Origin of the sequence: Shimia sp. MMG029 (genome assembly GCF_027947445.1) — a bacterium.
Lineage (GTDB): Bacteria > Pseudomonadota > Alphaproteobacteria > Rhodobacterales > Rhodobacteraceae > Shimia.
Genome location: NZ_JAQJIM010000002.1, coordinates 441510 through 454352, shown reverse-complemented (window position 1 = coordinate 454352; position 12843 = coordinate 441510). Strand labels below are relative to the sequence as shown.

At 56.9% G+C, this 12843-nt stretch carries 13 protein-coding genes; 5 read left to right on the top strand and 8 right to left on the bottom strand.

From position 1 onward, the window contains the following. Positions 1–37: 37 nt before the first annotated feature. Both PJL69_RS08940 and PJL69_RS08935 read left to right on the top strand, forming a co-directional pair. Positions 38–1045, top strand: a complete 1008-nt coding sequence (locus PJL69_RS08940) for a hypothetical protein (RefSeq protein ID WP_271309333.1) — start codon at positions 38–40, stop codon at positions 1043–1045. 21 nt (positions 1046–1066) lie between these two features. Continuing rightward, entirely contained in the window at positions 1067–2626 is a 1560-nt protein-coding gene (locus PJL69_RS08935) for a phosphate ABC transporter substrate-binding/OmpA family protein (protein WP_271309332.1), read from the top strand. A gap of 1 nt (position 2627) precedes the next feature. On the opposite strand, the gene radC is transcribed toward PJL69_RS08935, so the two are convergent. Beyond that, positions 2628–3389: a RadC family protein gene (gene radC, locus PJL69_RS08930; protein ID WP_271309331.1), complete on the bottom strand. Its 762-nt coding sequence runs from the start codon at positions 3387–3389 to the stop codon at positions 2628–2630. A gap of 206 nt (positions 3390–3595) precedes the next feature. On the opposite strand from radC, the gene PJL69_RS08925 reads away from it, so the two are divergent. Both PJL69_RS08925 and PJL69_RS08920 read left to right on the top strand, forming a co-directional pair. Beyond that, positions 3596–4435 carry an amino acid ABC transporter substrate-binding protein gene (locus PJL69_RS08925; RefSeq protein WP_271309330.1) on the top strand — a complete coding sequence of 280 codons (840 nt, stop codon included), beginning with the start codon at positions 3596–3598 and terminating at the stop codon, positions 4433–4435. Positions 4436–4467: 32 nt separating this feature from the next. Next, positions 4468–5331, top strand: coding sequence for an alpha/beta fold hydrolase (locus tag PJL69_RS08920; RefSeq protein WP_271309329.1), 864 nt, complete (start codon positions 4468–4470; stop codon positions 5329–5331). A 494-nt stretch (positions 5332–5825) separates the two neighbouring features. On the opposite strand, the gene dnaJ is transcribed toward PJL69_RS08920, so the two are convergent. Further along, positions 5826–6977: a molecular chaperone DnaJ gene (dnaJ, locus tag PJL69_RS08915; protein WP_271309328.1), complete on the bottom strand. Its 1152-nt coding sequence runs from the start codon at positions 6975–6977 to the stop codon at positions 5826–5828. A gap of 80 nt (positions 6978–7057) precedes the next feature. After that, positions 7058–8980 (bottom strand): molecular chaperone DnaK, encoded by a 1923-nt coding sequence (gene dnaK / locus PJL69_RS08910; protein WP_271309327.1) that lies wholly within the window; start codon positions 8978–8980, stop codon positions 7058–7060. 221 nt (positions 8981–9201) lie between these two features. Between dnaK and PJL69_RS08905 the strand changes: the two genes are divergently transcribed. Further along, positions 9202–9798, top strand: coding sequence for an alpha-ketoglutarate-dependent dioxygenase AlkB family protein (locus tag PJL69_RS08905; RefSeq protein ID WP_441347471.1), 597 nt, complete (start codon positions 9202–9204; stop codon positions 9796–9798). Positions 9799–9822: 24 nt separating this feature from the next. On the opposite strand, the gene PJL69_RS08900 is transcribed toward PJL69_RS08905, so the two are convergent. From PJL69_RS08900 to PJL69_RS08880, 5 genes are all read right to left on the bottom strand, one after another. Beyond that, positions 9823–10233, bottom strand: a complete 411-nt coding sequence (locus PJL69_RS08900; RefSeq protein ID WP_271309325.1) for a hypothetical protein — start codon at positions 10231–10233, stop codon at positions 9823–9825. Positions 10234–10343: 110 nt separating this feature from the next. Then, on the bottom strand, positions 10344–11069 hold the full coding sequence (locus PJL69_RS08895; protein WP_209097237.1) for an SDR family NAD(P)-dependent oxidoreductase: 726 nt from the start codon (positions 11067–11069) through the stop codon (positions 10344–10346). A 74-nt stretch (positions 11070–11143) separates the two neighbouring features. Continuing rightward, positions 11144–11314, bottom strand: a complete 171-nt coding sequence (locus PJL69_RS08890; RefSeq protein WP_271309324.1) for a hypothetical protein — start codon at positions 11312–11314, stop codon at positions 11144–11146. 20 nt (positions 11315–11334) lie between these two features. Continuing rightward, on the bottom strand, positions 11335–12012 hold the full coding sequence (locus tag PJL69_RS08885; protein WP_271309323.1) for a trypsin-like serine peptidase: 678 nt from the start codon (positions 12010–12012) through the stop codon (positions 11335–11337). Positions 12013–12019: 7 nt separating this feature from the next. Continuing rightward, a complete protein-coding gene (locus tag PJL69_RS08880) occupies positions 12020–12841 on the bottom strand; it encodes an ABC transporter permease (protein WP_271309322.1) in 822 nt (273 codons plus the stop codon). Positions 12842–12843: the final 2 nt, after the last annotated feature.

The window sequence follows — 12843 nt, the reverse complement described above, 5'->3', positions numbered from 1 at the left end:
TGTCCTGACGGGATTTGCGATCTCAGAAGGAGCCACGATGCAGAATCTCAAAAATGTTTACCGACGCTATGCCTTTGCATTTGCGACAGCCTCCACAGCGGCTTGCATCGGGTTTGTGATGCAAACCAGCGAAGCCGCTGTTGTGTCATCAGATCAGGAGGGTATCGCCTCTGCCGATCTGAACGGGCCTGTTCCCCTGCCAAAGGACGTAGAGGTGCCACATTTGAGCACGCGCCAAAGCTTGCCCTCCATGCCCGCAGACGTGAGGCACGCAACAAGCCTGCCACACCAACAGGTGCTGGTGGCTGTGGCGGACGATTTGCCAGTCGGCCTGTTGCCGAATGAAGAGCAGATCCCAGCGCTTGGCTGTGGCCCTGAACTGCGCGCAGAACCATCGGCGGCAGCGCTCGTGTCGCTTCAACTCATCGCGCCTTGTCATCCAAATGAGCGCGTTCTGATCGAGCATGAGGATCTGGCCTTTCATGCTGAGGTTTCAGGTGAAGGCAGCGCCGAACTGATCGTGCCTGCGCTGTCAGAAACGGCTGTGTTTGCGGCGACTTTTGCCAATGGGGACGGCGCAGTTGCCTCCGCACGGATTGATGCGTTGCCGCTTTATGATCGGGTCGTGATGCAATGGCGCGGTGAAGCAGGACCAGAGCTTCATGCACGAGAATTTGGCGCTTTCTATGGAGAGACCGGACACGTGTGGCGCGAAGCCCCTCGAAATGTCAGCGCGTTGGTTGGAGGCAATGCAGGCTTTCTGTTGAGCCTGGGAGCCGCGGGTGGTCCACAGTCTGCGCAGGCAGAAATCTATACCTTCCCATCAGGCATCAGCAGCAGCCAAGGTGAGATCCAGATCAGTATCGAGGCTGCGGTGACAGAGGCCAACTGCGACCAAGAGGTGCGCCTGACAAGTCTTGGGCTGACAAGAGGCGAAGTGTCAGCACGGCATGAGCTGGAAATTCAAATGCCAGATTGCACCGCAGTTGGTGAATTTCTGGTGTTGAAAAACCTTGTTCAAAACCTGACAATCGCCAAAAATTAGGCTGGCGGTCAGGACATCACAATGATGCATTTTCGTGCGGCGGTTGGCGCCGCACTTTTCTATTTTATGGGGGTGACATCAGCGGTTTCGCAGGATGTTTTTCTGAAATCCCACGATGGTGATGTGGAAATCTCCGGTACGCTTCTTGGATTTGATGGTGAATTCTATCGGGTTCAAACGATCTATGGCGAACTCACTGTGGATGGCTCCGGCGTGTTTTGCGAAGGGCCGGGGTGCCCCAATTTGATCAACTTCGTGGCAGATGTCGCCATATCTGGTTCCGCCACTATGGCTGAAATCCTCATGCCAGCCTTGCTGGAGGCGTTTGCGCAGGCTGAAGGGTATAGTGTTTCCCGAAAATCTGAAAACAAACATCGCTTTACCTATGTACTCGCTGCGCCGGACAGTGGTGAAACCCTTGCGCGTTTTCGCTTTCATGCCAGCAGTGCAGAGGAGGGTTTTGCCGACCTTCTCGCAGATGAGGCTGACATAGCGATGTCTCTACGCGAGATCCGCCCCAAAGAGGCGGAACTTGGATATGAAGCAGGTTTGGGGGATATGACCGACGCCAACCGCAGCCGCGTGTTGGCGTTGGATGGGATGGTGCCGGTTGTTGCGCCCGGTAACCCTGTCACCGCGATGTCATTGCAGCAACTGGCGGAAGTTTTTTCAGGAAAAATAGCCAATTGGTCAGAACTTGGCGGCCCAGATGCATCGATTTCGGTCCATATGATGGCCGCGGAGTCTGGTTTTGCGCAGGCGGTTGAAGACCAGTTGATGAAACGGGCGAATGCCACCACTGCAGATACAGCGGCGCGGCATGTTCAAAATGAGGCGCTGATAAAGGCTGTCGAGCGCGATCCTTTTGCGATTGGAATCGCGTCTTACGCCGAGCGCTCCAATACACAGCTCGTGACCTTGCGAGGCTCTTGCGGATTTTCTCTGGCGGCGTCCAGACGGACGATCAAAACCGAAGACTATCCGCTGAACGCCCCGATGTTTCTGTATTTTCCAGCGCGGCGTTTGCCAAAAATTGCGCGAGATTTTCTCAGCTACACCCGAGGCCCAGCGGCACAGATTGTGATACGCCGGGCTGGTTTTGTGGATCAAACAGCTGAAGAAGTGTCCATCAACCTGCAAGGAGACCGTTTTGCAAATGCGATTTCTGCGGCTGGGGAGGAAGTAGAACTTGCCGATCTGCAACGCATGACAAGCACACTGTCGGGCATGAAGCGGTTGTCGATTTCATTCAGATTTCAGGCCGGGTCCTCAAAGCTGGATGCGCAGTCGCGCTCAAATGTGCAGCAACTTGCACGGGCTTTTGAGGCAGGGGTTTATGATGCGCGAAGCCTTTATTTTGTTGGGTTTTCAGATGGAAACGGGCCAGCGGCTGGCAACCAAAAAATTGCGCAACGCCGCGCTGACTCTGTGATGAAAGCGGTGCTTGCGGCGGCGGAGACCGCGAACCCAGATAGAATGGACCTACAGGTGCATGCCTTTGGCGAGGCGATGCCCATGGCCTGTGATGACAGCGCCTGGGGGCGACAGGTGAACCGGCGGGTGGAGATCTGGGTCAAGTGACCTAAATCAGCCCTTCGGCACGGAAGCTCAATTCACGGGATTTCCCAATGATTATATGGTCATGCAGGATCAGAGACAGGGTCTGGCAAGCCCTGTCGATTTGATGAGTCATGGCGATGTCGGCCTCCGATGGAGTGGGGTCGCCAGACGGGTGATTGTGCACCAAGATCAGCGCGCTGGCGTTCAGCTCCAGCGCGCGTTTGGCCACCTCACGCGGGTAGACGGGCACATGATTGACGGTGCCTTCTGCCTGCGCTTCGTCAGCGATCAGCGTGTTTTTTGTGTCTAAAAACAAGACCCTGAACTGTTCTGTGTCGCGGTGGGCCATGGTGGTATGGCAGTAATCTAGCAGCGCTTCCCACCCAGAGAGTACGGGGCGATGCATCACGCGGGCACGGGCCAGCCGATGCGCGGCCGCCTCGACTATCTTGAGCTCACAAATCACGGCGTCGCCCACCCCTTTGACCTCGGCCAAGCGCGTTGCTGGGGCGCTGACAACCGCGTTGAAATCTCCGAATGTTTGCAAAATCTTATGGGCAAGTGGTTTGACATCTTGCCGGGGAATGGCGCGGAACAGGACAAGTTCCAGAAGCTCGTAATCCGGGATCGCCTGCGCGCCGCCCGAAATGAAGCGGCTGCGCAGGCGTTTGCGGTGATCCGCAATATAGGAGGGTCGTTTACTGGCCGTTAGCGGCGACCCAACGGCCTCGTCCGCTTCAAAAAGCGGGAGTGGCCGTTCCCCAAAGTCGCGCGCCCTGGACATAGGTTAACAATGTCCAAACATGGTAAATTAAAGGTTAACGGCGGCCGGTTTTCTGCAAAATCGAACGTCGGTATCGCGTCTGTATTGCGTCTGTAACGCGGGAGTGCCGATTTTGTTAACCTTTGCGCGCCGAAATCGCGCTTGTGGGGCTGACCAGAAGCTGTGAAGGTTGCGCCAAGTATATTTTTATTGAGACAGGATACCCCATGAAATCCCTTTTGAGCCTTATTGTGGCCACAGCGCTTTTGGCAGGGGCTGCGAGCGCGCAGACCATCGACCGGATCAAGGAAACCGGGCAGCTTAAGCTGGGCTATCGTGTCGACGCGGCGCCGCTGTCGTTTCAGGCAGAGGACGGCAACCCGGGCGGCTACACCCCACTGGTGTGTGCCGAGCTGGCGCAGGGTATTTTGAACACCATCAAGATCCCCAATCTGGATGTTGAGTTCATTGCTGTCGATGCAAAGGATCAGTTTGAAAAGGTGGCTGCAGGAGAGATTGACCTGTTGTGCGGTGCGGCAACCATCACACTCAGCCGCCGGGCTGTTGTGGATTTCTCGATCCCGGTCTTTGCTGATGGCACATCGATCCTGTTGCCGCTGAATGCGCCAGACAACTTTGCCGAGCTGGCGGGCAAAAAACTGGGTGTGCGGCGTGATACGACAACAGAAGCGGCTCTCAACAACACGTTGACTGCGGCAGGGCTGTTTGCTGAGGTCGTACGATTTGCCGATCATGAGGTCGCAATGGCCGCGCTTGAGGGAGGCGAGCTTGATGCCTATTTCGCGGACCAGTCCATTCTGGCCGCTTTGTGGCTGAGTAGCGAACAGCGTGGCAATCTCAAACTCAGCAACGCAATCCTGACAGTGGAGCAGCACGGCCTTGCCATGGCACGCGGTGATACGGAGTTCCGATTGATGGTCGATGGTATCCTGTCTGCGATGTATGCCCGTGGCGTGATGCAGAAAATCTTTGAAACCACGTTGCCGGGCATTCAGCCGGGGGAATTCCTGCGTGCGATGTTCACCATGGCGCCGATTCCGCAGTGAGGCGGTTGCACTAGACGCGAGGAGTAAGCGGCGTGTTTTCAGGCTTTGTGACACAAGAGATTGCCTTGCCCACTGCGCGCATTCATCTGCGTGTGGGCGGGGCAGGCGCGCCGCTTCTGCTGTTGCACGGGTTTCCGGAAACCCATGTGATGTGGCACGGCATCGCCGAACAGCTGGCAGAGCGGTATCGGGTGATCGTGCCGGATCTGCGCGGTTATGGCGAGTCTGTCGCCCATGACGGGGATTTCACGTTTCGGGCGATGGCGCAGGATCAGGTCGCGGTGATGCGCGCGTTGGGGCATGAGCGGTTTCATGTGGTGTCCCATGATCGCGGCGCCCGCACGGCGCACCGCATGGTGTTGGATCACCCGGAGGCGGTGCAGTCCGTCGCGTTGATGGACATTCTGCCCACGCTCGATGTGTGGCGCACGATGGATGACTGGCTGGCCAAGAAATACTACCACTGGAGCTTTCTGGCGCAGCCCGGTGGCATGCCACAGGCGCTGATCAACAGCAATCCGGTGCTGTATCTGCATTCCGCGCTGGTCGGGCTGTCAGGCAGTTTGGAGATGTTTCACCCAGAGGCTCTGGCAGCTTATGAGGCAGCAGCACGCAAGCCCAGCGTGGTGGATGCCTGGTGTTGCGATTATGCGGCAGGAGCCGGTGTCGATCTGGAGCATGACCGCGCGGATGAGGGGCGGCAGTTTGAGATGCCCTGTCTGGTGATCTGGGGCACCAAAGGCGCGATTGCCCACCATGTGAACCCGCTAGAGCGCTGGCGGACGTGGTTTCCGAACGCGGTGGGCAAGGGTGTAGAGGCCGGGCACTTCCTGATTGAGGAGCAGCCGGAGGAGGTTCTGGCGGCGGTGCTGGCGCATTTGGAGGGCGGTGGATGATTGCAACGCACACTGATCGAATCGTACCAAACGTTTGCTCACACCTTATGAACAAGATCGACGTGACTTCATGTATCAGTCGATCTATCGTCCAGTATGAGAAAATTTCGGAGCAATTTTTCAGTTACTGGTGGAGGCCTCTTTTTGGGCTTTATCACCTACTGGATTGAGGGGCCGTTGTGGCTCTATTTGATTGCATTAGCATTGTTTCTATCTGGTCTGGTCTCCTTTTCTTTCGCTAGGCACCCAGACAAATCAGCATACGATAATCGGGCCGACGATGGTCGTGGTCATGGTGTAAGCTACGATGTTCCTGATGGGGGGGACTAATAACAGACTGGCTCCAATAGAAAAAAGCGCCCGTTGGAAAAACCATCAATGATAGCTATCCAAATGAAAAGAGCTCCCAAAGATATCTTTGGGAGCCTTTCTGCTATTTGGGCTCCGCCCGTTCGGAGCTGAAACCCTCCACTGGAGGGTTTCCAAGACGCTCCTCACCCCTTCATCGAATCCCAGAAGCTTTTCACTGAGCTGAAGAAGCTGCTGCTTTCGGGGTTGTTTTCCTCCGACAGTTCTTCGAACTCGCGCAGAAGCTCTTTCTGGCGGCTGGTGAGGTTCACCGGGGTTTCCACCGCCAGTTCGATCATCATGTCACCAGAGCCGCCGCCGCGCAGGGCGGGCATGCCTTTGGAACGCAGGCGCATCTGGCGGCCGGATTGGGAGCCAGCCGGGATCTTCACGCGGGAGCGGCCGCCGTCGATGGTTGGCACTTCGATGTCACCGCCCAAAGCTGCGCCGGACATGGAGACCGGGACACGGCAGTAAAGGTGTACACCATCACGCTCAAAGATCTCGTGCTGCGCCACCTCAATGAAGATGTAGAGGTCACCCGCAGGGCCGCCGCGCATGCCGGCTTCGCCTTCGCCAGCGAGGCGGATGCGAGTGCCGGTTTCCACACCTGCGGGGATGTTCACAGACAGGGCGCGGTCTTTCTCGACGCGGCCTTGACCGTGGCAGCCCTTACAGGGGTTTTTGATGATCTGACCGAGGCCCGAACAGGTCGGACAGGTGCGTTCCACTGTGAAAAAGCCCTGCTGCGCGCGTACCTTGCCCATGCCGGAGCAGGTCGGGCAGGTGGTGGGCTCAGCGCCACCTTCAGCGCCCGTGCCGGAACATTTCTCACAGGCGACAGAGGTTGGGACGTTGATGGTTTTCTGAAGGCCAGAGTAGGCTTCTTCTAGCGTCACACGCAGGTTGTAGCGCAGGTCGGCCCCACGGGAGGCGCGTTGACGCCCGCCACCACCACGGCCACCGCCGCCCATGAAGTCGCCAAACAGATCGTCAAACACATCAGAGAAGGCTGAGGCGAAATCACCCTGGCCCGGATGGCCGCCACGGCCACCGCCACCGCCCATGCCACCTTCAAAGGCAGCGTGACCATATCGGTCGTAAGCGGCTTTCTTTTCTGCGTCTTTGAGGATTTCGTAGGCTGCATTGGCCTCTTTGAACTGGCCTTCCGCCTCAGGGTTGTCCTTGTTGCGGTCGGGGTGCAGCTCTTTGGCCTTCTTGCGATAGGCTTTTTTGATTTCGTCCGCCGAAGCCCCTTTGCTGACGCCAAGCACCTCGTAGAAGTCACGTTTTGCCATGGGTTACTCCTTTGGTCGGAATGAAAAGGGCCAGTCCGGAGATCGGACCGGCCCGATTTTCATGTCCGGGAGCGCTGGGATCAGCGCTTGTTGTCGTCCAGATCTTCGAAGTCGGCGTCAACGATATCATCGTCAGCCGCTGGGCCTGCGTCGTCCATGTCAGGCATGTCGGCGCCGCCGGCATCTTCCTGGCTGGATTTGTAGATCGCTTCGCCCAGACGCATCGCCACTTCCATCACGTTCTGGATGCCAGACTTCAGCTTCTCTGCGGTCACATCGTCTTTTTCCAGCTCGTCACGCAGCGCAGCCACAGCCAGTTCGATGGCTTCGACAGTGGATGGGTCCACCTTGTCGCCATGCTCTGCCACTTGCTTTTCGGTGTCGTGCACGAGGCTTTCGGCCTGGTTGCGCGCTTCGATCAGCTCGCGGCGCTCTTTGTCGGCCTCGGCGTTCTCTTCAGCGTCCTGAACCATCTTTTCGATGTCTGCATCAGACAGACCGCCGGAGGCTTGGATGGTGATCTTCTGCTCTTTGCCGGTGCCTTTGTCCGACGCGCCCACAGACACGATGCCGTTGGCGTCGATGTCGAAGGTCACTTCGATCTGAGGCATGCCACGTGGCGCCGGTGGGATGTCTTCGAGGTTGAACTGACCGAGGATCTTGTTGTCCGCCGCCATCTCACGCTCACCTTGGAAGACGCGGATCGTCACAGCGTTCTGATTGTCTTCGGCTGTGGAGAAGATCTGAGACTTCTTGGTTGGGATGGTGGTGTTGCGGTCGATCAGGCGGGTGAACACGCCACCGAGGGTTTCGATGCCCAGAGACAGCGGGGTCACGTCCAGAAGAACAACGTCTTTCACGTCGCCCTGCAGAACACCGGCTTGGATCGCGGCACCCATGGCCACAACTTCGTCAGGGTTCACACCTTTGTGGGGCTCTTTGCCAAAGAATTTGGTCACCTCTGCGATGACTTTTGGCATACGGGTCATACCACCCACGAGAACAACTTCGTCGATCTCGTTTGCAGACAGGCCCGCGTCTTTCAGAGCTGCGGCACAAGGCTTCAGCGAGGCTTTGATCAGGTCGTTCACCAGGCTTTCCAGCTTCGCACGGGTTAGTTTGATGACCATGTGCAGCGGGGTGCCGGTGGCTGGGTCCATGGAGATGAACGGCTGGTTGATTTCGGTCTGGTTGGCCGAGGACAGCTCGATCTTGGCTTTCTCTGCGGCTTCTTTCAGACGCTGCAGCGCCATCTTGTCTTTGGTCAGATCGACGTTGTGCTCTTTTTTGAACTCACCTGCGAGGTAGTTCACGATGCGCATGTCGAAGTCTTCACCACCCAGGAACGTGTCACCGTTGGTGGATTTCACTTCAAACAGACCGTCGTCGATTTCTAGGATGGTCACGTCGAAGGTACCGCCGCCGAGGTCATAAACGGCGATGGTTTGGGTGTCTTCTTTGTCCAGACCATAGGCTAGCGCGGCTGCGGTTGGCTCGTTGATGATGCGCAGCACTTCGAGGCCCGCGATCTTGCCCGCGTCTTTGGTGGCCTGACGCTGAGCGTCGTTGAAGTATGCAGGCACGGTGATCACGGCCTGTGTCACGTCTTCGCCAAGATAGCTTTCAGCGGTTTCTTTCATCTTGCCGAGGATGAAGGCGGAGATCTGCGATGGGGAGTATTTCTCACCCTTGGCTTCGACCCACGCGTCGCCGTTGCCGCCGTTGACCACGGAGAACGGCATGTTCTTGAGGTCTTTGGCCAGCGCCGCGTCGTCGCGACGACGACCGATCAGACGCTTCACACCAAAGATGGTGTTTTCCGGGTTGGTGACGGCCTGGCGTTTTGCCGGCTGGCCCACAAGGCGCTCGTCATCGGTGAGCGCAACGATAGACGGCGTGGTGCGCGCGCCTTCGGCGTTTTCGATTACTTTTGGCTGAGAGCCATCCATGATGGCAACACAGGAGTTTGTTGTACCGAGATCGATACCAATCACTTTGCTCATTTTTGATCCCTTCTACTTAAGGCGATATTTCAAGGTCGGACCCTTTGTGGCATCCTAGCCTCGATCCATAGGACATTCTGACAACTGAGCCAAAATGCGCTTCGCAGCGTATATAGGGAGCATGAAAAAAGCCTGCAAGCGTCTCCATTGAGCGATTGTGGTCCTTTGGCTACATTTTGCAGAGGTTTTTTGCCGTGGGGGCGGGGAAAATGGAACAAGCCATGAAAATTGGCGGTTTTGAGCTGTTCAAAGCCTACCTGAGTGGGGCGGATCAGTTAGATTTGGTTAACGATTTGCGCGCGGTTGCGAAGGTTGCACCGATGCGCGCGCCGGTGACTCGCTGGGGCAAACCGATGAGCGTGAAAATGACCAGCGCAGGCCGCGTTGGCTGGACCAGCGACCGGCGCGGCTATCGGTATGAGCCCAAACATCCCGATGGCATGGACTGGCCGCCGATTCCCGAGGGCGTTCTGACGTTGTGGAAAGCCATCACAGGGCTAGATCGTGCGCCGGATTGCTGTCTGATCAATTATTACGGCGAAGGCGCACGTATGGGGCTGCATCAGGACAAGGATGAGGTGGATTTCAGCTATCCCGTGCTGTCGATTTCGTTGGGCGATGATGGTCTGTTCCGCATGGGTGGCACGGAGCGGGGCGGCAAGACCCAATCGGTCTGGCTGACATCGGGGGACGTGGTGGTGATGGGCGGCGCTGCGCGACTGGCCTATCACGGGGTGGATCGCATCCGGTTTGGCAGCTCGTCTTTGTTGCCCGATGGCGGGCGCATCAATGTGACATTGCGGGTTGTTGAGGGGTGAGCGGACGATCAGGTGACAAGCAGGTCATTCAGACTTAATCACATCTGTCCACTCCTTGTGACCACGCGCATTCAGTACAGATGACATGCGAAAGCGATCTTCGATGACCATCATCAAGGCTGTTCCAGTATAAGGCGGTGTGATCAGCGTTTCATTCCCAAGCAACCGTGTTTGAAAAGTGCCATGCCATGTGCCATCTGGGCATGGTTCAAGGCTGATGGGCGTGCGGTCGACAAAATCTACGCACATTGCATCTCTCGCCTTTAGATATAGTTCAAAATTCTCGGCTATGGCCTCTTCGGTCTCTAAGGTCACGTGCTCGGATTTGGTAATTAGAGAAAAGGGCAAGACCAGTCGAGATCTCCAAAGCGCGAGATTTCCATCTAAAAACGATTGAGAAATGTCACTTAAAAGCTCACGAAACTCGGCATCCATATTCTTAGCTTAGTTGCAAAGTTGACCTCATGTCGAGAGGCTGGCTGGATTTCGCATAGGCGTTAATTTGCCGATCTCGCGCATCCATGCCTCGCCATTAACGTGCGCGCCTAGACGTGCTGGCCGCCGTTGATCTCAATTTCGGTGCCGGTCACATAACTCGACTGATCTGAGCACAGCCAATAGATCACATCGGCCACTTCCTTGGGTTGTCCAAGGCGTTCCATCGGCAGTGCTTCAACAATTTTCTCTGTTCCAGGCGACAGAATGGAGGTCTCGACCTCGCCTGGTGCGATGGCGTTGACGCGCACACCCAACGGGCCGAAATCATGCGCCATTTCGCGGGTCAATGCGACCAGCGCGGCTTTGGAGGTGGCATAGGCGGCCCCGGCGAAGGGGTGCACCCTTGAGCCTGCGATAGAGGACACATTCACGATGGAGCCTTTGGCCTCGGCCAGTTCCTCGCGCAGGCCACGGGCCAGGATCACAGAGGCAAAGAAGTTCACGTGAAAGACCTTGCCCCAGTCCATCAGATCGGTGGTGAAGGTGTTTAGCCGCTCGCCATTGGGGCCTTTGGGTGAAATGCCCGCATTGTTGGCCAGCCCGTGTAATGGCCCATCCAGCCGTTCGCGGATCAGCTCCACCGCGTTGATCGTGTCTGCCGGGTCAGAAAGATTGAGTTGGATGTGGTTTTTCTCACCGTCTGGCCAGGGGCAGCGCGGATCAAAAGGCTGTCGGGAACAGGTCAGCACGCGCCAGCCTTCCTCTGAGAAGCGCTTTACAGTGGCGTGCCCGATGCCGCGGCTGGCGCCAGTGAGGAGGAGCGTTTTCTGCATGGGTGAGATCCGCGATATGTCTGATTTGCGCACAACTTGCGCCTGTCTGGCACAAATTACAACCGGGATGCGGCTTATTGCCCCTGCGTGTTGCGCGCGCGGTCCAATGCTGTCTGAAAGGCGGCCAGTGGCACGGCAACGCTGTGGAAGGTGCTCTCTGTGGATATTGCGCCTGAGAGAACGCCGATCACCTTTGGGTTGCCGTTGATAAAGGCAAGGGCTGGGGCCCCGGAGTCGCCCGACATGATGGCACATTTCTGCAGCATCACACCGGGTCGGCTGTGCCATCTGGTGCGCCGCATGTACGCGTGAGTGACAAGACATGCGGCCGCAGCGCGGGGTATCCGGCAAGAGCAAAGACGCTGTCTGGCTCAGCAATATCGTCTGCTGCCAGTGTGTCTAGAACCCCCACATCTTGTCCAAGCGGGGTGTTTAGGATCAGCAAGGCCCAGTCGTGTGCAAAATCCGCGTGAAATGTCCGGCTGTCTGGGGCGTGGATATCATGCAGAACATATCGTTCGACCTGTGACACAGCGATGGCCGTGCCACGTTGGTATCCGGCGGCAAACCGTATGCTTTGGGCCGGGATCCAAGATTTGCGCGCAAAGTTGTATAGACAGTGCGCCGCCGTAAGCACGACACGCTCCGCCACAAGTGTACCGGTGCAATGCTGACGCAGATCTGTGCTCGCAAAATTGACGCGGCCAATGGCGCGCCAGGGCGCCGTTGCTGCGTCAAGGACTGTGCGATCTCTGATTGCCTGACAGCCTTTTGTGCGGTGTTGCCCCGATCCGCAAAGTGCATCATGCGGCTGCACATACTTGGGGGTGCTGCCTTGTGGGGCAGGATCTTTGGTCTGCGCAGCGGCGCCGCATAGACCACAAAGGGTGGCAATCCCAAATAAGAGCGTGCGGAGGCCCGTGCGTGTCGCCCGCAAGCGCATAGGCCGCTTAGCGCCGTGCGCCCCAGCTGAGAGAGGCGTGTTTGCGGGTGTAAAACTCCCCCATCAAACCAATCATCAGCAGCACAAGACCCACCATCAACGGATATGTCACCGAGGAGTTTCGCGGGACATAGTTGATGAATGCATAGCCGCGGGCCTGATCAATGCAATGAAAGAGGGGGTTCCAGTCAAACATGGCCAGCATGAAAGGCGGCAGCGCATTGGCCACAAACATCTTGCCGGAAGCAATCATATTGGCCCGCGAATAGACTGTATTGGCAATCCGCACGAATGTTGGAAACCAAGGTTTCAGCGCCAGAAACACTGTCCCGATGGCGAGGCCGGTGAACCAAGCCAGCAGTAACATGCCAAATGTTTGAATCGGTTGATAGATTTCAAACGGCGTAAAGGCGACGTGATAGACAAACAAGATCGCAGACAGCGACAGCACCTGAATGTAAAGCGTGCCAAGTGCCGCCGACAAAATCGCAATGATCGTGTTCATGGGCGCATGTTTCATCATGGGCGAAGACGGCCCCTCAGATCCGACAACCGCGCTCATGGTTTTGGTGTGCGTCATGAACAGAAATACACCAGACATCAGATAAATCAGGAAATCCCCACGCAGCGCGGCGCCCCGCAAGCCCAGGACAGAGAACATCACATAAAACGCCATCACGAAAATGACGGCTTGAAGCATGTTCATGACAATCGACATCAGCGCATTGCCATGGCTTTTGCGCACGCTGCGGACAATCGCGTGATAGATCAGCTCCGTCAGATTGAGTGCTGATGCAAGCGTCGTTTTGGGGGCGGTTTGCTGAAACATTG

Excerpts from the sequence above, each read along its gene's own strand:
- PJL69_RS08940 (WP_271309333.1), top strand. The coding sequence starts at position 38 with ATGCAGAATCTCAAAAATGTTTACCGACGCTATGCCTTTGCATTTGCG.
- PJL69_RS08935 (WP_271309332.1), top strand. The coding sequence starts at position 1,067 with ATGATGCATTTTCGTGCGGCGGTTGGCGCCGCACTTTTCTATTTTATG.
- radC (WP_271309331.1), bottom strand. The coding sequence starts at position 3,389 with ATGTCCAGGGCGCGCGACTTTGGGGAACGGCCACTCCCGCTTTTTGAA.
- PJL69_RS08925 (WP_271309330.1), top strand. The coding sequence starts at position 3,596 with ATGAAATCCCTTTTGAGCCTTATTGTGGCCACAGCGCTTTTGGCAGGG.
- dnaJ (WP_271309328.1), bottom strand. The coding sequence starts at position 6,977 with ATGGCAAAACGTGACTTCTACGAGGTGCTTGGCGTCAGCAAAGGGGCT.
- dnaK (WP_271309327.1), bottom strand. The coding sequence starts at position 8,980 with ATGAGCAAAGTGATTGGTATCGATCTCGGTACAACAAACTCCTGTGTT.
- PJL69_RS08905 (WP_441347471.1), top strand. The coding sequence starts at position 9,202 with ATGAAAATTGGCGGTTTTGAGCTGTTCAAAGCCTACCTGAGTGGGGCG.
- PJL69_RS08900 (WP_271309325.1), bottom strand. The coding sequence starts at position 10,233 with ATGGATGCCGAGTTTCGTGAGCTTTTAAGTGACATTTCTCAATCGTTT.
- PJL69_RS08895 (WP_209097237.1), bottom strand. The coding sequence starts at position 11,069 with ATGCAGAAAACGCTCCTCCTCACTGGCGCCAGCCGCGGCATCGGGCAC.
- PJL69_RS08890 (WP_271309324.1), bottom strand. The coding sequence starts at position 11,314 with ATGTCGGGCGACTCCGGGGCCCCAGCCCTTGCCTTTATCAACGGCAAC.
- PJL69_RS08885 (WP_271309323.1), bottom strand. The coding sequence starts at position 12,012 with ATGCGCTTGCGGGCGACACGCACGGGCCTCCGCACGCTCTTATTTGGG.
- PJL69_RS08880 (WP_271309322.1), bottom strand. The coding sequence starts at position 12,841 with ATGTTTCAGCAAACCGCCCCCAAAACGACGCTTGCATCAGCACTCAAT.